Source organism: Streptococcus sp. SM5 (genome assembly GCF_027497975.1).
In genome coordinates this window covers 222,060-241,726 of sequence record NZ_JAJNSC010000002.1, presented here as the reverse complement: position 1 = coordinate 241,726, position 19,667 = coordinate 222,060, and the positions used below count along the sequence as shown (strand labels likewise).

Sequence of the window (19,667 nt, the reverse complement as noted above, 5' to 3'; positions counted from 1 at the left end):
AAGGTGATCTTTTGATTTATTTGGATAATGCTGCTACGACTCCAATGTCACCAGCAGCTATTTCTGCTATGACACAAGTCATGCAAGATATTTATGGAAATGCTTCAAGTATTCACAGTCATGGTCGTCAAGCTGGCAAATTATTACGACAAGCTCGCCAAGACTTGGCTGAATTATTAGGTACGAAACCTCAACATATTTTTTTCACTGCTGGAGGTACAGAGAGTAACAATACAGCTATTATTGGTTACTGCCTCAGACACCAGCACAAAGGGAAACATATTATCACTACCGCTATCGAACATCACTCTGTTCTTGAACCAATCGAGTATCTTGTAGAAAATTTTGGTTTTGAAGTGACTGTTTTGCAGCCTAATGATCAGGAGATTACTGCGAAACAAGTGAAAGATGCGCTTCGTGATGATACTATTCTAGTATCTACCATGTATGTAAATAATGAAACTGGAACTATTTTGCCTATTACTGAAATTGGAGAGGTCTTAAGAAATCACTCAGCAGTCTATCACGTTGATGCTGTTCAGGCTGTAGGTAAACTAACTATCAAACCAGAAGAGTTAGGAATTGACTTTCTTTCAGCGTCTGGGCATAAATTCCATGGGCCAAAAGGCGTGGGTTTCCTTTATGCTTCTACTATGGACTTTGATTCCTACATCCATGGCGGAGATCAGGAACATAAAAAAAGAGCAGGTACAGAAAATCTTCCAGCAATCGTAGGAATGGTTGCTGCCCTAAAAGAAGAATTATCTAAACAAACTGAAAACTTTCAAGCTGTACAGAGATTAAAGGACCTATTTTTAGCTAAGATTAGTAGCTTGAACTACTACATCAATCATGGGAAAGAACAACTTCCTTATGTCCTAAACCTTGGTTTTCCAGGACAAAAAAATGATTTACTTCTACTTCGAATGGACTTAGCTGGCATTTCTATATCCACAGGTTCAGCTTGTACAGCAGGAATTGTACAAATAAGTCATGTCCTAAAAGCATACTATGGAAATGATTCGGATCGTCTTCATGAGTCAGTCCGCATTAGTTTGTCACCTCAGAATACAGAGGAAGAGATTATTCAGCTTGTAAACACATTAAAAGAAATAATTGGAGATTAATAAATGGCATTTGAAAAAACTATTCAACTAAAAAATTGTCGTTACGAATACACTGTTAGCCCTTCTATCAAAAAGTTTACACTTAAAGATAACACTTTTTATGAAACTAAGGTTGGTAACTATGAATTAACTCGCCTTCTTGAGAAAGTTCCAAATAGTGGCGAAGGCTTCCAACTTAAGATTGTTATTAACAAAGACCTAACAGGTGCTAAAATCAATATTACTGATAAGTTCGGCTTACGCTTGGTTGATATCTTCAAATCTGATGATCATAAAATCCATCAAGAAAAGTTCTATTTCTTAATGGATAGTTTGGTAGAACGTGGTGTATTTACCAAAACTGAAAAATAGAAGGATAGAATAATGTTTCGACTCACTTATTTAGATGCTTATCAAGTTGAACGGACTTTAACTTATCAAGATTATGATGAACTAATGTTATCCTTGTCTGGATGTGTTACATTACCTGATTTCTATGAAGTGACTTCTCTTAGCTATCTAGATAAGGTGATCTATCAGGGATATATCGGTGATTTATATCGATTTCTGACAACTTTTGATTTTAATAAATTAAACTAAGATATTTCTTAGTTTTTTATTATATATGTTGCATTTTTCACAAAGTTGCTTTAAAATAGAAGATAGAAAGGTTGTGATATTGTGAAAGAAAAACAATTTGATATTCCTAAAGCTACAGCGAAAAGACTTTCTCTATACTACAGAATTTTTAAACGTTTCAATGGGGAAAGAATGGAAAGAGTTAATTCTAAACAGATTGCTGAAGCTATTGGCATCGACTCTGCAACTGTTAGACGTGATTTTTCATACTTTGGTGAGCTTGGGCGGCGTGGATTTGGATATGATGTCAACAAACTAATGACTTTTTTTGCAGATCTTTTAAATGATAATTCAGTCACCAATGTTATGTTAGTTGGTATTGGGAATATGGGACATGCGCTCCTCCACTACCGCTTCCATGAACGTAATAAAATGAAAATCATCATGGCCTTTGATTTGGATGATCATCCTGAAGTAGGAACCGTTACAAAGGATGGTATTCCAATTTATGGTATTTCTCAAATTAAAGATAAAATTAAAGATGCTGACGTAAAAACTGCTATCTTGACTGTCCCTAGTGTAAAATCACAAGAGGTTGCTAATATCTTAGTTGATGCTGGTATTAAAGGGATTCTCAGTTTTTCTCCAGTACACCTTCATCTACCTAAAGATGTTGTTGTGCAATATGTTGATTTGACTAGTGAATTGCAAACTCTCCTCTATTTTATGCGTAAAGAGGATTAGAAAGTGTAAGTATTTATGAATAAACCAGTTATTGGGATTACAGGAAATGAAACCCCGCATCCAGATGATAATCTTATGATGAGTTATGCTGCCAAAGGTTTTGTTGAAGGTGTTAAGGAAGCTGGAGGAATTCCCATTATCCTACCAATTGGTGATGAAGAAATGGCTTCTCATTATGTAACAATGGTTGACAAGCTAATTCTTACTGGCGGTCAAAATGTAGATCCTAAATTTTATGGTGAAGAAAAAACAATAGATAGCGATGACTACCATCTACAAAGAGATATTTTTGAACTAGCACTCATCAAAGAGGCTATCAAACAAAAGAAACCCATTTTCTCTGTCTGTCGTGGAACTCAACTTTTTAATGTCGCTATGGGTGGTTCTCTCTATCAAGATATTGAGGATCATTGGCAGGATACTTCTGCTGAGTATACAACTCAGAGACTTGTCACCGAACCAGATACTATTCTTCGAGAAATCTATGGGGAAATCTCTCATATCAATTCTTTCCACCATCAAAGCATTAAAGATTTAGCTCCGAATCTAAAGGTTGTAGCTCATGATCCTAAAGATGGCATTATCGAGGCTGTTACAACTACAGACGGCTTCCCCTATCTTGGTGTTCAATGGCATCCAGAATTTCTTTTTGAAAATCGTCCCAAAGATAAAACACTTTTCGACTATGTCGTCAATGAATTGTAAACCTGTATATGATACAGGTTTTTTTTATATCATATCTGTCTTCTCACGGTAACTAAAATAATCAGAATATGAAACAATTAGATGATCCAATAAGACTAAACCCATTAAGTCACAGGCTTCTTTAACAAGTTTTGTTACATGGTCATCATTTGGACTAGGAACTACTGCCCCTGATGGATGATTGTGGACCAAAATTATAGAAGTAGCCATATGTTTTAAGGCGTAATGTAGAATCTCCCTTGGTTCAGCAATACTTCTCGTAGCAGATCCTATAAAAATAGTCTGCTGATGAATGATTTGATTTTGAGTATTCAGATAGAGCGCCACTAGGTGCTCTTGTTTTTTATCTCCAAGCTCAGCTTGCATCTTTATTGCTAATTTACGACTGCTAAGAATGCTCTCCATTTCCACCGTTTCCCTTTTATGGATACGGTAGCCTAATTCGATTACAGCTTGTAATTCTATTGCCTTAACACGTCCAATACCCGATAGAGTCTGCAATTCCTGTAGACTCATTCTTTTTAGTTCAGTTAAACAGGTTAGCTGATTTAAGACCTTCTGTGCTATTTCAAAAACATTGGCCTGTTTCGTTCCTGTCCTTAGTAATATTGCCAGTAATTCTTGATTGCTGAGTACTTCTACTCCCTCTCTGACTAGTCTCTCTCTTGGTAATAGTGAATCTTCTTGAAATGAAATACTATACATAAAAATCCTCCTCACTTTATTATTCGTGAGAAGGATCTTTAATTCGATAAAAACTAGTTATTTTTAGATTTTTTCAAGCGCTAGTCGTAAATCTTCAATTAAATCATCGACATTTTCAAGACCGATAGAAAGGCGGATTTGATTTTTAGTTACTCCTGCTGCTTCTAGATCAAAGTCAGACAATTGAGCATGTGTTGTAGTTGCGGGATGAACGACCAATGATTTTGCATCTGCCACGTTTGCCAGGTTTGAGAAGATTTCTAAGCTGTCAATAACCTTACGTGCTTCTGCTTCTCCACCTTTAACGTGGAAAGTAAAGATTGAACCAACACCTTTTGGTAAGTATTTTTCAGCCAAGGCATGGTAAGGACTATCTGCAAGTTTTGGATAGTTTACCTTTTCAACTTTTGGGTGATTAACAAGGAAATCAACGATTTTTTCAGCATTTTGAACATGGCGTTCTACACGGAGAGAAAGTGTTTCAAGACCTTGCAAGAGCAAGAATGAGTTAAATGGTGATAGGGCAGCTCCCATATCACGAAGCAATTGAACACGAGCAGCAACAATAAAGGCTGCAGCACCTACATCACGAGTATAGCTTAAATTATGGTAGCTTGGATCTTCTTCGACTAATTGAGGGAATTTCCCTGAAGCAGCCCAGTCAAATTTACCGCTATCAACGATGACACCACCAATAGTTGTACCGTGACCACCGATAAACTTAGTTGCCGAGTGAACTGAGATATCTACACCGTGTGAAAAGACATTAATGAGATATGGTGTTGCAAATGTATTGTCAGAAACTAAAGGAATTTGGTGTTTGTGGGCAATTTCAGCAATTTTTTCGATATCAGGAATGTTGATAACTGGATTACCCAAAGTTTCAATCAAAACAAGTTTTGTATTATCTTTAATCGCTGCCTCTACTTCTTCTAGATTATCAATATCAACAAAAGTTGTGGTGATTCCGTAACGAGGAAGGGTTTCTTTCAAAAGGTTAAAGGTCCCACCGTAGATAGTTGAAGCTGCAACAACATGATCACCTGCGTGAGCAAGTCCAAGGATAGTATAAGTAAGAGCTGCCATCCCAGAAGCTGTGGCAAGTGCCCCTACTCCGCCTTCAAGAGCTGCAATACGCTCTTCAAAGGCTGAAGTTGTTGGATTGGTAATACGAGTATAGATATTTCCAGCTTTTTGAAGGGCAAAAAGGTCTGCACCCTCCTGTGTATCTTCAAATACAAAAGATGTTGTTTGATAAATAGGGACAGCACGAGACTTGGTAGTAGCATCTACCACTTGTCCTGCATGCAATTGTAGTGTTTCAAATTTAAATTCACGAGTCATTGTGAGACCTCCAAAGTTTTCATTAAACTAATTGTATCATCTAAGTAAACAGGTTACAAATACATCTTTGTTATATATTGGCATAAGAAATAGCTATGGCTTTTGAGTTTATATATGACTTTATTAGAATTGTAGAACTTTTTTCAGAGAGTTTGAAAAGTTTGTCATCACTACTCCTTTATTTTATAATAGATATAAAGGAGAACATTATGTCGGAAAATACACATGAAATAGATACAAACTTTGCTGGTCGTTTAAATATTTTACGTGCTGGTGTACTGGGAGCAAATGATGGAATTATCTCTATCGCTGGAGTTGTTATCGGGGTAGCGAGTGCTACAACTAATATCTGGATAATCTTTCTTTCAGGTTTGGCTGCCATCTTGGCGGGTGCCTTCTCTATGGCTGGAGGTGAATATGTATCTGTATCTACTCAAAAAGACACAGAGGAAGCTGCTGTAGCCCGTGAACAACTACTTTTGGATAAAGATATGGATGCTGCAAAGAAATCTCTCTATGCAGCTTATCTTCAAAATGGTGAGTGTGAAACTTCAGCTCAACTATTAGTTAACAAAGCTTTTCTAAAAAATCCACTTAAGGCGCTAGTCGAAGAAAAATACGGGATCGAGTATGAAGAATTCACCAATCCTTGGCATGCTGCAGCATCTAGCTTCATCGCTTTTGTTCTTGGTAGTCTTCCACCAATGCTATCAATTATTGTTTTTCCAAGTGACTATCGAATTCCTGCAACTGTCTTTATCGTTGCGATTTCTCTATTAATCACAGGTTACACCAGTGCAAAACTTGGGAAAGCCCCAACCAAAACAGCCATGATTCGTAACCTTTGTATCGGTCTTTTAACCATGGGAGTTACCTATCTCTTTGGCCAATTGTTTAGTATTTAAAAAAGATACCGTGAGGTATCTTTTTTATTATCTAAACATAAATAATTAATAAGAACTACCAAAACCAACCTTCATCATCATTGATTGGTTCAGCTTCTTTAATCTTACGTGGTCCTGTTCCATACATTTCAGCTTCGATATCTTCTTTAGTAGGTAAAATAGATGCTAGAATGATATAAATAATGACCCCAATTCCAAAGTTTGCAATTGTAAAGATTGCAAATAGGAAACGAACTAGGGTTACATCGAAATTCCATTTATCCGATATACCAGCCAGAACTCCTGATAACATACGATTTCGTCTCATCTTATAAAATTTTGTATTCATGATTTGTACCTCTTTCGGTATTCTTGAAATTAGTATAACATGAACTAAAACACCCCGCATCAGTCCTTGGGCTGATTTTGTAGGATGAGCTTCCCATGACAAAGACCACATCGATAACGTTTTGTATCAATTCGACGTTTTCTCTGATAAGCTTGGCCACAAGAGTGACATTTATAAATCAAAACTGGTTTTTGACGAGCGCTTGATAAGGGAGGAACAAAGCGGAGTCCATCCACTTCTTTTAACAGTTCCTTAAAAGCCAAATCCTTATGTTTATACCCTTTTCCATCATAATAGAGATGATAATGACAGAGTTCGTGACGGACAATCTTTCGAAACACATCCAAACCAAGTTCTTGATAGACTTTAGGATTAAAATCCAAATGACCATCTTGAGGGAAAAATCGTCCACCTGTCGACCGCAGACGAGTATTCCATTGAGCTTGGTGTTTGAAAGGTTTTCCGAAGTCTTCTAAAGAGACTTGCCTAACGTAATTAGTTAGATTCATCTGGTGCAAGGAGCGACAGATTTACTTTTTCACGTTGGACATCGATTTTCTTCACCCAAACGGTTACCAAATCACCAACTGAAACGACTTGACTCGGATGCTTGATGAATTTCTTGCTCATGTGAGAGATATGAATCAGGCCATCCTCGTGAATACCAATATCAACAAAGGCACCGAAGTCAACGACATTACGAACAACGCCCTCAAGCTTCTGGCCTACTTTCAAGTCTTTGATATCCAAGACATCCTGACGTAGGACTGGAGCATCAAAAGAATCACGGAAATCACGACCTGGTTTGAGTAGGTCTGCAATAATATCTTTAAGTGTTTCTTGACCGAGGTCTAATTCTTGGGCCATTTCCTTGATTGAAATAGATTTGAGTTTAGCTTGCGCTTCTTCATTTAGGTCTTTAATGTCTAAACGTTTGAAGAGTTCTTTGACAGCACCATAGTTTTCCGGGTGAACACCTGTGTTGTCAAGGATATTGCTACTTTCAGGGATACGGAGGAAACCGGCAGCCTGTTCAAACGCTTTAGCACCTAAACGAGGAACTTTCTTGATTTGGGCGCGTGAAGTGATTTTACCTTCTTCTTCACGATACTTCACGATATTTTCAGATATCGTTTTGTTAAGTCCTGCGACATGTGAAAGTAAGGCTGGACTAGCTGTATTGACATTGACACCGACTTGGTTAACTACTGTATCTACGACAAAGTCTAGACTTTCAGATAGTTTTTTCTGACTAACATCGTGCTGATATTGACCGACACCGATCGATTTGGGATCGATTTTAACCAATTCAGCAAGTGGGTCTTGCAAGCGACGAGCAATAGAAATAGCAGAGCGTTTCTCAACGGTTAACTCAGGAAACTCTTGACGAGCAAGTTCACTAGCTGAGTAGACAGATGCCCCGCTCTCATTTACAATAACATAGCTGACCTCAGGAAAATCTTTAAGTACTTCAGCTACAAAGGCTTCGCTCTCACGACTAGCAGTACCATTACCGATGGCAATGATTTCCACACCATATTGACCAATCAAATCTGCCAAATCTCTCTTTGCTTCTTCAATCTGACGAGCTGAAGCTGGTTTGACGGGATAAATGACTTGCGTTGTTAGCATCTTCCCAGTTGCATCAACGACTGCAAGCTTGGCCCCTGTACGAAAGGCTGGGTCAAAACCAAGGACCACGCGCCCTTTAAGAGGAGCAACAAGGAGAAGATTGCGAAGGTTTTCTGAGAAGAGTTGGATAGCTCCTTCTTCTGCCTTTTCTGTTAGTTCAGTGCGAATACGACGCTCAATAGCTGGTAATACTTTTTTCTTAACAGATTGCTGAATGACTTCATCAATATAAGCATTCTTAACCTTGAAACGAGCAGCAAAGAAGGCTTGGATACGATCAACTGCATGCTCAAATCCAATCTTCAAAACACCTAGCTTCTCACCACGATTAAGGGCAAGCGTACGGTAGCCCTGCATATTGGCAACTGTTTCTGAGAAGTCATAATAAATCTGAAAGACTTGTTTTTCATCTAGACTCTCGTCTTTAAGTTGAGATGTAATCTTAGAATGTCTAAGGACTTCTTGATAGGTCATTGAACGCAAGTTGACATCTTCAGAGAGAGCTTCAACCAAGATGTCTACAGCCCCAGCCAAAGCTTCTTGAGGAGTTTCGAAACCTTCACAGACAAATGCTTCTGCTTCTTTTTCTAGGTTAGAAACATTTTGTAAAATTAAACGAGCAAGTGGAAAAAGTCCAGCCTCACGCGCAATCGTTGCCTTGGTCCGACGTTTCTCCTTATAGGGAAGATAGAGTTCTTCTACATCTGCGAGTTTTTCAGCTGATAGAATTGCTTCTTCCAATTCCTTTGTTAGCTTGCCTTGCTCTTTGATTTTTGATAAAACTGCTTCTTTTCGATCATTGAGAGCAGTTAGGCTTTTATCAAGGTCGATAATAGCTTTAATAGCAACTTCATCCAAGCTACCAGTCATGTCTTTCCGATAACGAGCGATAAAGGGAATCGTAGCCCCTTCAGCTGTCAAAGATAAGACTGTATCAATTTGCTTTAAGGTTACACCCAAATCTTGGGAAATTTTTTCATATTTTTTATCCATGAAACAATTATACCATAAGCAGGAAAGCTTGTTTTCATTATTTTGTTGCTTTATTTCAACTTTATAAAGATAAAAGCCATGTTTGTTTTAAAATCCAACTATTTCTTAGAAATAATAGTATAATAGTGTTAACTAAAAGAATCGAGGTATGACTTATGGCTGTTAAATTTACAAAAACTGATGACTTAGATAAGATGTTCGAAGAATTCGCTAAACTACCTGATTTAAAGCAAGTAACATTTCCAGATGACAAAGAAAAGAAAGATAAGGCTGAAAAGAAAAAATAGATGACACTCTTTCAAAGTTTACCTTCTAGTGTGCTACAAGCTGGCGCAATTTTTCTTTCAATTATCATTGAAGCTTTACCCTTTGTCTTAATCGGTAGCATCATCTCTGGTGCCATTGAAGTCTATGTGACTCCTGAGAAGGTCTATAAGTTTCTCCCTAAAAATCGCTTGGGGAGAATCTTTTTTGGTAGCTTCATCGGTTTTCTCTTTCCCTCTTGTGAGTGTGGAATCGTTCCGATCATCAATCGCTTTTTAGAAAAGAAGGTTCCTAGCTATACAGCGGTACCTTTTCTAGTAACGGCTCCTATCATCAATCCTATCGTACTTTTTGCAACTTATTCAGCCTTTGGTAATTCAATTCAAATAGTTTTGCTCAGAGTATTTGGGTCGATACTCGTTGCTACGATATTGGGTATCTTTCTTGGATTTTTCTGGGAGGAACCTATTCAAAAGGAAAATAGATTGGCTTGCCATGAGCATGATTTTTCTCACTTGACTAAAAGTCAAAAAATCCTTCAGGTCATTATCCAAGCTATTGATGAATTCTTTGATATGGGGCGTTACTTGGTCTTTGGCTGTCTTTTTGCCAGCATAGTCCAAGTCTATGTTCCAACTCGTATCCTGACATCTATCAGCGCAACACCACTACTTGCGATTGTTCTTCTGATGGTCTTGTCCTTCCTTCTATCACTCTGTAGTGAAGCTGATGCTTTTATCGGATCTTCTCTTCTATCAAGTTTTGGCTTTGCTCCAGTGCTTGCCTTTCTGGTTATAGGTCCCATGCTTGATGTCAAAAACCTTCTCATGATGAAGAATTATCTAAAAACTCGCTTTATTTGGCAATTCATGACAATTGTAACTCTTGTTGTTCTTGTCTATTCTTATCTAGTCGGGGTGATGCTATGATTCGATTTTTGATTTTATTGGGCTATTTTATCTTAACCCTTTATCTGCACCTATCAGGTGAGCTCAATCAGTATATAAACCTCCACTACTCTTATCTGGCTTATATCACTATGGTTTTATCTTTGCTACTAGCCATTGTTCAAGCCTATATTTGCTTCAAGCGTTTAAAAGAACATAGTCACTTACATAGTTTTTCAGCCAAGCTTGCTAGTTTTGCCCTCTTAAGTTTACCCTTGTTAGTTGGATTTACCTTTCCAACTGTCACTCTGGATTCACAAACAGTATCGGCAAAAGGATATTATTTTCCTCTGTCAGAAGGAATTGATAAGTCAGTTCAGGAAAGAGAAGGAACTAGCAGTCAGTATCTCAAACCGGACACGAGCAGATTTTATTCAAAGACTGCTTATGAAAATATTATTCGGAAAACTGCTGATAAATACTTAGCTCAATCTAATATAGTTATAAATGATGAAAATTACCTGGAGGTCATGGAGGCTATCTATGATTATCCAAATGAATTTGAAGGAAAAGAGATCGAGTTTATTGGCTTTGTCTATAACGATCCTAATCATACCGATAGTCAATTTGTCTTTCGCTTCGGCATCATGCACTGTATCGCTGATTCGGGAGTTTTTGGACTTTTGACCACAGGAAACACTAATCAGTATGACAATAACACTTGGGTGAGTGTCAGAGGTAAGATTAGCAATCACTATCACAAGGAACTCAAGCAAATCCTCCCAATCCTTGAAGTCCAGTCTATCATCAAAGTAGACAAACCAGAGAATCCTTATGTTTATAAAGAATTTTAAAAAAGTAGCCTAATTGGGCTACTTTTTCTTGTAAAATTAAATTACTTTTCATCTAAAAATCTCAAATATTGTTTTATAATTTACACAATAATACCGAGCATTTCTTTTATGTCGTATAGAAAAAAATCGACAAATCACTATCAGACTCGTATTTTTTCCATGCTAGGCTAAAGCCATAATAGTCTTCAAATTCTGGATGCCAGTCATAATAAAGTGGGATACGGCTAAATTTTCTTGCAACTATTTCATCTTCAAATTCTGGGGACTCTCCTGCAGTAATTCCAAATTGAAGGCCATTCATTTCCCAGGTGTTTCCCCAAACATTTTCGTCTGATAGAACATCAATCCAACGAGAGGCGTCAATATCAAAATCTGCACATAACTCTAGAGTAAAGAATTTTCTATAGTTTACTTTGGCGGGTTTAATATAAAAGGCAACATCCACCTGATACTTTTTATCTCTGGCTTGTATTTGTGAGATTTTCATTGGAATAGGAACTCCATTTAACTCTAACCAAAAGTGTCCCAAGGGAGTTTTGATTCCATTGTAGATTTGTTTAGAATCTACTTTTACTTTTTTCAAGCAAGCATCTAAAATCCTTCCATGTTTAACTAGATTTGCACAAACTATTGTAGAAGTCAGTGGATCAAAATCTGTATACCTATGAATGACACGTTTTAACTTTTCGACTGGAAAAGTGATATCCTTTGATAGGGCATGATACTTCTGGACAACTAAAGCAGTTTTTTCAGTATTTTCCTTCCCGGTTGGAACAATCACAGCATGCCCGACATGAATAGTTGGGTCGTCACAGATATAAGTATAACCATTTCCACCTTCTTGAAACTCAACAACTACAATATTTAACTCCTGATCAGGATCGAAAAGTGGTTCAACTTTTGCACTGAACTGGCGCTCATAAAAAGTGAAACAACCTGGATTATCCTCTTCGTCAATGACCATAAAACTACCGCAATTTGGGCACTTCCACATATAAAAAGAAGCCTCTGAAATGTCTTCGTAGGTAATTCTATCATGTTCGTCAGTATTTTTAAAAATATCCTCAAGCAACTCATCCGAGTATACAGAATAAGCATTTGGATCAGGCGCTTGATGGTCGTTCATTGCTTGGCCGCATCTACATGTCCATTTTCCCATATCTAACCTCAGTCACGACTTAATTCTTCAAGGAAAAATTGATTAAGAGCTCCCCAATCTCTTATCCTTCTTACACTATGTTCATTTTATCAGATTTCTAATACTTTATCAAAAATTAATATAGTATATAAAGAAAAAGCCTCCAAGAGGCCTTTTGTCATTTCACAATATCTTTATACATGGCTGGTCTTCTATCTCTAAAGAGACCCCAGTTAAGACGTTCATTTGCTCCCTTGTCAAGGTCATAAGTGGTTAAGAGGATTGCTTCAGCTTGTCTATCTGCTTGAGTCAAGATAGCTCCTGTTTCATCGGTCATAAAGGATGAACCGTAGAAATTCAGACTTGAACTTTGTCCTCCATTTTCCTCGCAAGGAGTGACTTCTTCCAAACCATAACGATTAGCAGCAATAACTGGCACAATATTTGCTGCTGCGTGCCCTTGCATGGTACGTTGCCAATGCCCACAACTATCTGTATCCAAAATAGGCTCTGAACCGATGGCAGTTGGATAAAAGAGCAATTCTGCACCATTTAAAGCAAGGCAACGGGCTGTTTCAGGGAACCACTGATCCCAGCAGATCCCAATACCGATCTTGGCGTAGCGAGTATCCCAAACTTTAAAACCAGTATTTCCAGGAGTAAAGAAGAATTTTTCTTGATAATAATGGTCATCTGGTATATGCGTCTTGCGGTAAACTCCTAGTACTTCTCCATCAGCATCAATGACAGCTATCGAATTATATAAGACATTACCATCTTTTTCATAGAAACTGATTGGTAAAACGACCTTTAGTTCCTTGGCAATCTCTTTAAAATACTGAATGGCCGTATTCTCTGTCACCGACTGGGCATACTGGTAGAAGTCATATTGACGTTCCTGACAGAAATAGGGACGTTCAAATAATTCAGGCAAAAGAATGATCTGGGCTCCTTGCTCAGCAGCTTGACGGACTAAACCTTCAGCTGTTTGGATATTCGTTTCCACTTCCTTAGCGCATTGCATCTGAATAGCTGCAACCGTTACATTTCTCATCTTTTTCTCCTATTCTGGAATTTGTTGGGTAATACAGTGGATATTTCCACCACCTAAAAGAATATCTCTTGCAGGGATTCCTACGACTTCACGGTCTGGGAAACACTGGCTGAGTATATCCAAGGCAACTTGGTCGTTAACATCTTGAAATTGTGGCACCAAGACAGACTTATTGGCGATATAGAAGTTCACATAGGATGCTGCTAAACGCTCACCAGCATAGCGCTCCTCTTCACCTTCTTCATATGAATAGCCCGGCAAATCTTCTTCTGTCACTACTTGATGAAGAGCCGGAATTGGAAGTTTATGAATGGTAAAGGAACGCCCCTTTGCATCTGTTTCCGTCTCTAAAAGAGCTAGATCAGCTGCAGACATGGCATACTGGGGATCGTCTTGGTCGTCCGTCCAAGCTAAAACAATCTCCGCTGGACCAACAAAGGCTGCCACATTGTCAACGTGTTCGTTGGTTTCATCCTGATAAATACCATAAGGAAGCCAGATGACTTTTTCAGCACCAAGACTCTCTAGTAAGTTCTTTTCAATCTCCTCTTTAGTCAGGTGAGGATTACGACCAGGACTGAGCAAGCAGCTTTCTGTGACAAGTATGGTTCCTTGACCGTCACTGTGTATAGCTCCACCTTCTAGTACAAAAGGTTTGGCATCGTAAACAGGTATCTCTAAAACTTCTGCAAAGCGACTGGCCACTTGGTCATCTGCTTCATAGTCTTGATAAAGACCATCATATGAGCCACCCCAGGCATTGAAAGACCAGTCTACCGCCAACTTTTCCATTTTATCATTAAGGAGAATAGTTGGACCAGTATCACGAGCCCAGGCATCATTTGTTGGGATATCTAGATAAACGACCTGGTCTCCAAGATAGGATTGCGCTTCAGATAGATAGTCCTCCTCCACCAAAAGATAGACTGTTTCCTCTTGAGCAATGGTTTTGATAATCTGGCTAAATGCTTTTTTAGCTGCCTTACCTTGAAATGGCCAAGACCCTGGTCGAGTAGGCCATATCATGAGAGTTCCATGATGGGGTTCATACTCTGCTGGCATACGATATCCTAATTTCTTTGGACTGTGCATTATGATAATCTCTCCTTAAAGTCTTTGTAACCAAATGCCTTGACTAAACTGCATTCACCCTCTTTATCCATCACATACAAACTTGGAAGTCCAATCCCGTTAAAGGTATTATTTTTGACAAAGGAGTAGATTGCCATGTCCTCAAAGTAAAGTCGATCCCCAATTTCAACTGGATTTTCAAAACTATAGTCACCAATGATATCTCCTGTTAGACAGGTATTGGAAGAAAGTCTATAAGTATAGGCTTTTTCTTTCGCTTCAAAACCGTCTCTCAATGGTGGGCGATAAGGCATTTCAAGGACATCAGGCATATGGCAGCTTGCTGAAGCGTCTAGCACTAAGGTCTCAATCCCATTTTCAACGATGTCTAAGACTTCAGTAGCTAAATAACCAGCATTAAGAGCAATCGCTTCTCCTGGTTCAATATAGACGTCAAGATTATAGGTTTCTCGAATTCGCTTAATCTCAGAAATCAGCAAGTCTACATCATAGTCGGCTCGGGTAATGTGATGTCCACCACCCATATTAAGCCATTTAACGTGATGCAAATACTGTCCAAACTGCTCTTCCACTGCTTTTAAAGTTGTCGCTAAATCATCTGCCCCTTGCTCACAAAGAGTGTGGAAATGAAGTCCGTCCACCAAGTCCAGCAAATCACTCGGTATCTTATCTAGAGTAACTCCAAAACGGGATCCAGGAGCACAAGGGTCATAGAGCGCGTGATCTCCCTGAGTAGAACACTGAGGATTGAGGCGTAGACCTACACTGATACCAGCCTCACGACAAATTTGACCGTATTTTCGTAGTTGTCTCTCCGAATTAAAAACAATGTGATCAGATATTTGAAGCAACTCTTCCATATCTGCTTCTTTAAAAGCAGGCGCGAAAACATGGACTTCCCCTGGGAACTCTTCTCTAGCTAACCTAGCTTCATAGAGACCACTAGCCGTTGTACCAGAAAGATACTGGCTAATCAAAGGATAGGTTTTATAGAGGGAATAAGCCTTTTGAGCTAGCAAAACCTTACAACCTGCCTTTTCCTGAACCTTTTGCAGAATGCGGCAATTCTCTTCTAATTTTCCTAAGTCAATGATATAAGAAGGTGTTGGTACTTGTTCTAACTTCATTAGTCCACCATTTGTGGATTTTCAACCACAACCCATGGCAAACCGTATTTATTTAAAGCTTCCATGAATGGGTCTGGATCCAACTCTTCAAGATTATACACTCCAGGTTGTCTCCAAGTGCCATCCATCACTAATTTTGTCCCAATCATAGCAGGAACACCTGTTGTGTATGAGATAGCCTGTGAACCAACTTCTGCGTAGCATTCCTGATGGTCACAAACATTGTAGATGTAAATGGTCTTTTCAACACCATCTTTGACACCTGTAAAGATACATCCGATATTGGTTTTACCAACTGTGCGTGGACCAAGGCTTGCAGGATCTGGAAGCAAAGCTTTCAAGAATTGGATAGGCACGATTTCTTGGCCGTTAAAGTTAATAGCATCAGTACGAAGGAGCCCAACGTTTTCCAAGCATTTCATGTGCGTTAGATAAGATTGGCCAAAAGTCATGAAGAAACGAATACGTTTAACTCCTGGGATGTTTTTAGCCAGCGATTCAATTTCTTCATGGTGGAGGAGATACATGTCTTTTTGACCAACTTGAGGGAAATCATACTCACGTTTGATAGACATAGCTTCGACTTCTACCCATTTCCCATCTTCCCAGTAAGAACCTGGCGCAGAAACCTCTCGGAGATTGATTTCTGGGTTAAAGTTTGTCGCAAATGGATAACCATGGTCACCACCATTACAGTCTAAAATGTCGATATAGTGGATTTCATCAAAATAGTGTTTGAGGGCGTATGCTGAAAAGACGCTGGTTACACCTGGGTCAAAACCAGAACCAAGAAGAGCTGTCAAGCCTGCTTCCTTAAATTTTTCTTGATAAGCCCATTGCCATGAGTAGTCAAAGTAGGCTGTAAAACCAAGTTCCTTGCAACGTTTCTCATAGATGGCACGCCATTCAGGGTCTTCTGTGTCCTCAGCCTCATAGTTGGCAGTATCGATATAGTGAACGCCCGTTGCCAAACAAGCGTCCATAATAGTCAAATCTTGGTACGGTAGAGCCACGTTCAAAACAGCTTCTGGTTTGTAGCTTTCAATCAAGGCAATCACTTCTTCTACCTTGTCAGCATCAAGAGCAGCTGTTTCAATTTTAGTGCTTGTTTTTCTCTCTAATTTAGCTTTCAAGTCATCACATTTTGACTTGGTACGGCTGGCAATCATAATTTCTTTAAAAGTATCGCTATCTTGGCAAATCTTTGAAATAGCAACTTGGGCAACTCCCCCACATCCAATAACTAATAAACGACTCATTTTTTTCCTTCCTCTTCTTCTAAAATGTCCTCAACGTATTTTGGCAACATAAAGGCACCAATGTGTAAGTTTGCAGTATAGTATTCTGTGAATAGCTGGCGTTTTTTCCAGCCTTCCTTATCAAAATCTTTGACAGGGTGGTATTTTTTTGACGCAAATCCAAATAACCAATAGCCAGCAGGACTGGTTGGGATGTGAGCCTGATAAACTCGGCTGATTGGAAAGGCTTGATTGACCTTGCGGTGCATGCTCCGGCAAGCAGACTCATCTTCGTCAAAGAAAGGACTACCATGCTGGTAAATCATAATACCATCTTCTTTCAAAGCACGGTAACTATTACCGTAAAATTCCTTTGTAAAAAGACCTTCTGTATGTCCAAATGGATCTGTCGCATCATTGATGATAATGTCGTAGTCATCTTCACAGTTTCTCAAAAAACGCAGACCATTTTGATAATAAATGGTAACACGAGGGTCATCAAGTCCTGCAGCAAAATCTGGGAAGTATTCTCTACAAACCTCTACCAACATTTCATCAGGTTCCACAATATCGATTTGCTCCAGTTCAGGATAGAGTGTTAATACTTGGGCAACACCACCGTCACCACCCCCAATAACCAAGACTTTCTTTGGATTTGGATGGACAGCCATAGGAACGTGAACTGTCATTTCGTTGTAGACGAAATCATCCGCATCTGAGAACAAGACATGCCCATTTAAAATTAACACTTTCCCAAAAGCTGGTGTATCTAATACTTCAATATCCTGCCATTCACTTTGACCAGAATACAGTTGCTTTGCTGTTCTCATCGTTAACTTCACATCTGGAGTATGAACTTCAGAAAACCATAAATCCATCTAGTTCTCCTTTCTTTCAATGACGTTGATGTGATTGACCTCTGGATCTTCCGTTCCTTGGAGGGAACAACCACGTTCTTTGGCAAATTGAATATAATCGACAATTTCTCGTGTAATGCGTTCACCAGGCGCTAGGATTGGAATTCCTGGAGGATAGCACATGACAAATTCCCCACAGACTTGGCCAACAGACTCGTCTAATGTTAAGCTTCTTCTCTCTGCATAGAAGGCCTCCTGAGGAGATAGGACCAACTCAGGCTGGATATATTCGCCAGCAATCAAGTCTTTTCCATCTCTAGAATAAAGTCTCTTGATATCAGCTAGAGCACCGACCAAGCGTTCAATGTCTTGGATACGGTCACCAATCGAAATGTAGGCCAAGATATTCCCAATATCGCCAAACTCAATCTGAATGTCATATTCATCCCGTAAGAGATCATAAACTTCAATACCTGTTAGACCAATCCCCTGAGTGTAGACTGACAGCTTGGTTACATCAAAATCACAGACTGACACACCGTCTACTAGCTCTTTTGAGTAGGCATAGTAGCCACCGATGGCATTGATTTCACGACGAGCGTACTCAGATAGCTCAATGACCTTCTCAAAGGACTCTTTTCCACGAAGGGCTAAGTTTCTACGGGAAACATCCAAACTAGCCATTAACAGGTAAGATGCTGATGTTGACTGTGTCAGGTTAATGATTTGACGTACATACTCAGGATTCATCTGATCACCAACTAAAAGAAGCGAACTTTGAGTCAAGCTGCCCCCAGACTTATGCATAGATACAGCTGACATATCTGCTCCTGCGTCCATAGCAGATAGGGGAAGTTTATCTGTAAAATGTAGATGGGCCCCGTGCGCTTCATCTACTAAGACTTTCATTCCTGCAGCGTGAGCCATCTCTGTTAGTCCCTTAAGGTCTGAACAAATTCCATAGTAGGTTGGATTGTTTATCAGGATAGCCTTAGCCTCTGGATGGTCCTTTATAGCTTGTGCTACACGCTCATTTTCAAGTCCCAGTGCAATACCGATTTTTGGATCCACACTCATCTCGATATAGATGGGAATAGCACCACATAAAACTAGAGCGTTGATGGCTGATTTATGGACATTTCGAGGGAGGATGATCTTATCTCCCGCTTTACAGGTGGAAAGAATCATAGTTTGTACTGATGATGTTGTTCCACCGATCATTAAAAAGGCATGAGCTGCACCAAAAGCTTCTGCTGCCAACTCCTCTGCTTCTCGGATAATTGAAATGGGATGCCCTAGATTATCCAAAGGCTTCATCGAATTAACATCTATACCAACACATTTTTCCCCTAAAAGTTCGACTAATTCTGGGTTACCGCGTCCCCGCTTGTGACCTGGTACATCGAATGGTACAATTCTTTTCTTTCGTAACTTGACCAACCCCTCATAGATGGGAGCTTGGTTTTGATTTAACATTATAAAGACATACTCCTTTATCATATTTTTTACACCTTGACATGCAAGGTTCTAAAGGATACTTATGAAAAAAGAGCAGGTTGGCACCTGCTCTACAATCTACTGACGTGTTTATGTTTGTTTCTTTTGAGTATGTCTGTTCCTGATGTTTCCTAACTCTCTAGTAGCAAATATTACGTACTTTATTGATCGTTTCACAAGATGACGTGTGCTTTCACCACACTAACAAATCTATACGAATTAGGACAAATGTCCTAACATCAACTTATAAAAGTAGGCTTTTAACCCTATCAATAATGTGGCTTTTCAACCACGCTTCGGCATTCAACCCTGCCTGTCCGTAGGCATTTTTTACTCGGGTTTATATTTACTAGAAAACATCTTCTCATTTTCTAAGCTTTATAACTATATCATGTTTACACATATTTGTAAAGTATTTTGGGGAAACTTTATAAATTATTTACATTTTTGTTCGTATTTTTACTATACCTAAAAATTGAAAACTATTTCAAATTTGCCTTTAAATAATAAAATAGGAACTAAGTTTAGTAGCTCCTATTTTTCATATGATAATTTAATAGATGATAAAAGTATACTAAGATAAAATGTTCCGATTTTCATACTCTTAAATTAAATTAA

21 protein-coding genes are annotated in these 19,667 nt (G+C 38.8%); 9 read left to right on the top strand and 12 right to left on the bottom strand.

The genetic code is table 11. The annotated features are described in order from the left end of the window. Window positions 1-11: 11 nt before the first annotated feature. From PAN07_RS02510 to PAN07_RS02490, 5 genes are all read left to right on the top strand, one after another. On the top strand, window positions 12-1,127 hold the full coding sequence (locus PAN07_RS02510) for a cysteine desulfurase family protein (RefSeq protein ID WP_269796915.1): 1,116 nt from the start codon (window positions 12-14) through the stop codon (window positions 1,125-1,127). A gap of 3 nt (window positions 1,128-1,130) precedes the next feature. Further along, window positions 1,131-1,478, top strand: a complete 348-nt coding sequence (locus PAN07_RS02505) for a DUF1831 domain-containing protein (protein ID WP_269796914.1) — start codon at window positions 1,131-1,133, stop codon at window positions 1,476-1,478. A 12-nt stretch (window positions 1,479-1,490) separates the two neighbouring features. Then, window positions 1,491-1,706: a DUF4649 family protein gene (locus PAN07_RS02500; protein WP_269796913.1), complete on the top strand. Its 216-nt coding sequence runs from the start codon at window positions 1,491-1,493 to the stop codon at window positions 1,704-1,706. An 81-nt stretch (window positions 1,707-1,787) separates the two neighbouring features. Then, the gene (locus tag PAN07_RS02495; RefSeq protein ID WP_250307212.1) at window positions 1,788-2,429 is read left to right on the top strand and encodes a redox-sensing transcriptional repressor Rex; all 642 of its coding nucleotides are present in this window, start codon (window positions 1,788-1,790) and stop codon (window positions 2,427-2,429) included. Window positions 2,430-2,444: 15 nt separating this feature from the next. After that, a complete protein-coding gene (locus PAN07_RS02490; RefSeq protein WP_269796912.1) occupies window positions 2,445-3,134 on the top strand; it encodes a gamma-glutamyl-gamma-aminobutyrate hydrolase family protein in 690 nt (229 codons plus the stop codon). Between the two features lie 24 nt (window positions 3,135-3,158). On the opposite strand, the gene radC is transcribed toward PAN07_RS02490, so the two are convergent. Both radC and PAN07_RS02480 read right to left on the bottom strand, forming a co-directional pair. Then, window positions 3,159-3,839 (bottom strand): DNA repair protein RadC, encoded by a 681-nt coding sequence (gene radC / locus PAN07_RS02485; protein ID WP_269796911.1) that lies wholly within the window; start codon window positions 3,837-3,839, stop codon window positions 3,159-3,161. 63 nt (window positions 3,840-3,902) lie between these two features. Beyond that, entirely contained in the window at window positions 3,903-5,183 is a 1,281-nt protein-coding gene (locus tag PAN07_RS02480; protein ID WP_269796910.1) for an O-acetylhomoserine aminocarboxypropyltransferase/cysteine synthase family protein, read from the bottom strand. Between the two features lie 209 nt (window positions 5,184-5,392). Between PAN07_RS02480 and PAN07_RS02475 the strand changes: the two genes are divergently transcribed. Next, a complete protein-coding gene (locus PAN07_RS02475; RefSeq protein WP_269796909.1) occupies window positions 5,393-6,088 on the top strand; it encodes a VIT family protein in 696 nt (231 codons plus the stop codon). 55 nt (window positions 6,089-6,143) lie between these two features. Here PAN07_RS02475 and PAN07_RS02470 read toward each other — a convergent pair whose 3' ends face one another. The 3 genes from PAN07_RS02470 to PAN07_RS02460 are packed head-to-tail and all read right to left on the bottom strand — an operon-like array spanning window position 6,144 to window position 9,041. After that, on the bottom strand, window positions 6,144-6,416 hold the full coding sequence (locus tag PAN07_RS02470) for a PspC domain-containing protein (RefSeq protein ID WP_346658440.1): 273 nt from the start codon (window positions 6,414-6,416) through the stop codon (window positions 6,144-6,146). A 59-nt stretch (window positions 6,417-6,475) separates the two neighbouring features. Beyond that, a complete protein-coding gene (locus PAN07_RS02465; protein WP_269796907.1) occupies window positions 6,476-6,925 on the bottom strand; it encodes a SprT family protein in 450 nt (149 codons plus the stop codon). Continuing rightward, entirely contained in the window at window positions 6,912-9,041 is a 2,130-nt protein-coding gene (locus tag PAN07_RS02460; RefSeq protein WP_269796906.1) for a Tex family protein, read from the bottom strand. Before PAN07_RS02460 ends, PAN07_RS02465 begins: the two co-directional genes overlap by 14 nt. Before the next feature lie 155 nt (window positions 9,042-9,196). Between PAN07_RS02460 and PAN07_RS02455 the strand changes: the two genes are divergently transcribed. Genes PAN07_RS02455 through PAN07_RS02445 form a run of 3 tightly spaced genes read left to right on the top strand, consistent with a single transcriptional unit; the run spans window position 9,197 to window position 11,046 of the window. After that, complete coding sequence (locus tag PAN07_RS02455) at window positions 9,197-9,328, top strand: SPJ_0845 family protein (RefSeq protein ID WP_000268695.1); 132 nt, start codon at window positions 9,197-9,199, stop codon at window positions 9,326-9,328. Then, complete coding sequence (locus PAN07_RS02450) at window positions 9,329-10,234, top strand: permease (RefSeq protein ID WP_269796905.1); 906 nt, start codon at window positions 9,329-9,331, stop codon at window positions 10,232-10,234. Beyond that, the gene (locus tag PAN07_RS02445; RefSeq protein ID WP_269796904.1) at window positions 10,231-11,046 is read left to right on the top strand and encodes a TIGR03943 family protein; all 816 of its coding nucleotides are present in this window, start codon (window positions 10,231-10,233) and stop codon (window positions 11,044-11,046) included. The genes PAN07_RS02450 and PAN07_RS02445 overlap by 4 nt, the downstream gene beginning before the upstream one ends. A 106-nt stretch (window positions 11,047-11,152) precedes the next feature. Here the strand turns inward: PAN07_RS02445 and PAN07_RS02440 are convergent, their stop codons facing one another. The 7 genes from PAN07_RS02440 to PAN07_RS02410 form a co-directional block, all read right to left on the bottom strand. After that, complete coding sequence (locus PAN07_RS02440; protein WP_269796903.1) at window positions 11,153-12,205, bottom strand: hypothetical protein; 1,053 nt, start codon at window positions 12,203-12,205, stop codon at window positions 11,153-11,155. Between the two features lie 157 nt (window positions 12,206-12,362). Beyond that, on the bottom strand, window positions 12,363-13,238 hold the full coding sequence (aguB, locus tag PAN07_RS02435) for an N-carbamoylputrescine amidase (protein WP_269796902.1): 876 nt from the start codon (window positions 13,236-13,238) through the stop codon (window positions 12,363-12,365). 9 nt (window positions 13,239-13,247) lie between these two features. Next, entirely contained in the window at window positions 13,248-14,333 is a 1,086-nt protein-coding gene (gene aguA / locus PAN07_RS02430) for an agmatine deiminase (RefSeq protein WP_269796931.1), read from the bottom strand. After that, window positions 14,330-15,457: a carboxynorspermidine decarboxylase gene (nspC, locus tag PAN07_RS02425; protein WP_269796901.1), complete on the bottom strand. Its 1,128-nt coding sequence runs from the start codon at window positions 15,455-15,457 to the stop codon at window positions 14,330-14,332. Before nspC ends, aguA begins: the two co-directional genes overlap by 4 nt. Next, a complete protein-coding gene (locus tag PAN07_RS02420) occupies window positions 15,457-16,716 on the bottom strand; it encodes a saccharopine dehydrogenase family protein (RefSeq protein ID WP_269796900.1) in 1,260 nt (419 codons plus the stop codon). Before PAN07_RS02420 ends, nspC begins: the two co-directional genes overlap by 1 nt. Continuing rightward, the gene (gene speE / locus PAN07_RS02415) at window positions 16,713-17,573 is read right to left on the bottom strand and encodes a polyamine aminopropyltransferase (protein WP_251936267.1); all 861 of its coding nucleotides are present in this window, start codon (window positions 17,571-17,573) and stop codon (window positions 16,713-16,715) included. The genes PAN07_RS02420 and speE overlap by 4 nt, the downstream gene beginning before the upstream one ends. Further along, window positions 17,574-19,028 carry an aminotransferase class I/II-fold pyridoxal phosphate-dependent enzyme gene (locus tag PAN07_RS02410; RefSeq protein ID WP_269796899.1) on the bottom strand — a complete coding sequence of 485 codons (1,455 nt, stop codon included), beginning with the start codon at window positions 19,026-19,028 and terminating at the stop codon, window positions 17,574-17,576. Between the last annotated feature and the right edge of the window lie 639 nt (window positions 19,029-19,667).

Bases quoted from the DNA above. Each gene is read 5' to 3' on its own strand.
- PAN07_RS02465 (WP_269796907.1), bottom strand. From the start codon at position 6,925: ATGAATCTAACTAATTACGTTAGGCAAGTCTCTTTAGAAGACTTCGGA.
- nspC (WP_269796901.1), bottom strand. From the start codon at position 15,457: ATGAAGTTAGAACAAGTACCAACACCTTCTTATATCATTGACTTAGGA.
- PAN07_RS02445 (WP_269796904.1), top strand. From the start codon at position 10,231: ATGATTCGATTTTTGATTTTATTGGGCTATTTTATCTTAACCCTTTAT.
- PAN07_RS02455 (WP_000268695.1), top strand. From the start codon at position 9,197: ATGGCTGTTAAATTTACAAAAACTGATGACTTAGATAAGATGTTCGAA.
- PAN07_RS02420 (WP_269796900.1), bottom strand. From the start codon at position 16,716: ATGAGTCGTTTATTAGTTATTGGATGTGGGGGAGTTGCCCAAGTTGCT.
- aguB (WP_269796902.1), bottom strand. From the start codon at position 13,238: ATGAGAAATGTAACGGTTGCAGCTATTCAGATGCAATGCGCTAAGGAA.
- PAN07_RS02410 (WP_269796899.1), bottom strand. From the start codon at position 19,028: ATGTTAAATCAAAACCAAGCTCCCATCTATGAGGGGTTGGTCAAGTTA.
- PAN07_RS02505 (WP_269796914.1), top strand. From the start codon at position 1,131: ATGGCATTTGAAAAAACTATTCAACTAAAAAATTGTCGTTACGAATAC.
- PAN07_RS02475 (WP_269796909.1), top strand. From the start codon at position 5,393: ATGTCGGAAAATACACATGAAATAGATACAAACTTTGCTGGTCGTTTA.
- radC (WP_269796911.1), bottom strand. From the start codon at position 3,839: ATGTATAGTATTTCATTTCAAGAAGATTCACTATTACCAAGAGAGAGA.
- speE (WP_251936267.1), bottom strand. From the start codon at position 17,573: ATGGATTTATGGTTTTCTGAAGTTCATACTCCAGATGTGAAGTTAACG.
- PAN07_RS02470 (WP_346658440.1), bottom strand. From the start codon at position 6,416: ATGAATACAAAATTTTATAAGATGAGACGAAATCGTATGTTATCAGGA.
- PAN07_RS02490 (WP_269796912.1), top strand. From the start codon at position 2,445: ATGAATAAACCAGTTATTGGGATTACAGGAAATGAAACCCCGCATCCA.
- PAN07_RS02480 (WP_269796910.1), bottom strand. From the start codon at position 5,183: ATGACTCGTGAATTTAAATTTGAAACACTACAATTGCATGCAGGACAA.
- PAN07_RS02500 (WP_269796913.1), top strand. From the start codon at position 1,491: ATGTTTCGACTCACTTATTTAGATGCTTATCAAGTTGAACGGACTTTA.
- PAN07_RS02450 (WP_269796905.1), top strand. From the start codon at position 9,329: ATGACACTCTTTCAAAGTTTACCTTCTAGTGTGCTACAAGCTGGCGCA.
- PAN07_RS02460 (WP_269796906.1), bottom strand. From the start codon at position 9,041: ATGGATAAAAAATATGAAAAAATTTCCCAAGATTTGGGTGTAACCTTA.
- PAN07_RS02440 (WP_269796903.1), bottom strand. From the start codon at position 12,205: ATGGGAAAATGGACATGTAGATGCGGCCAAGCAATGAACGACCATCAA.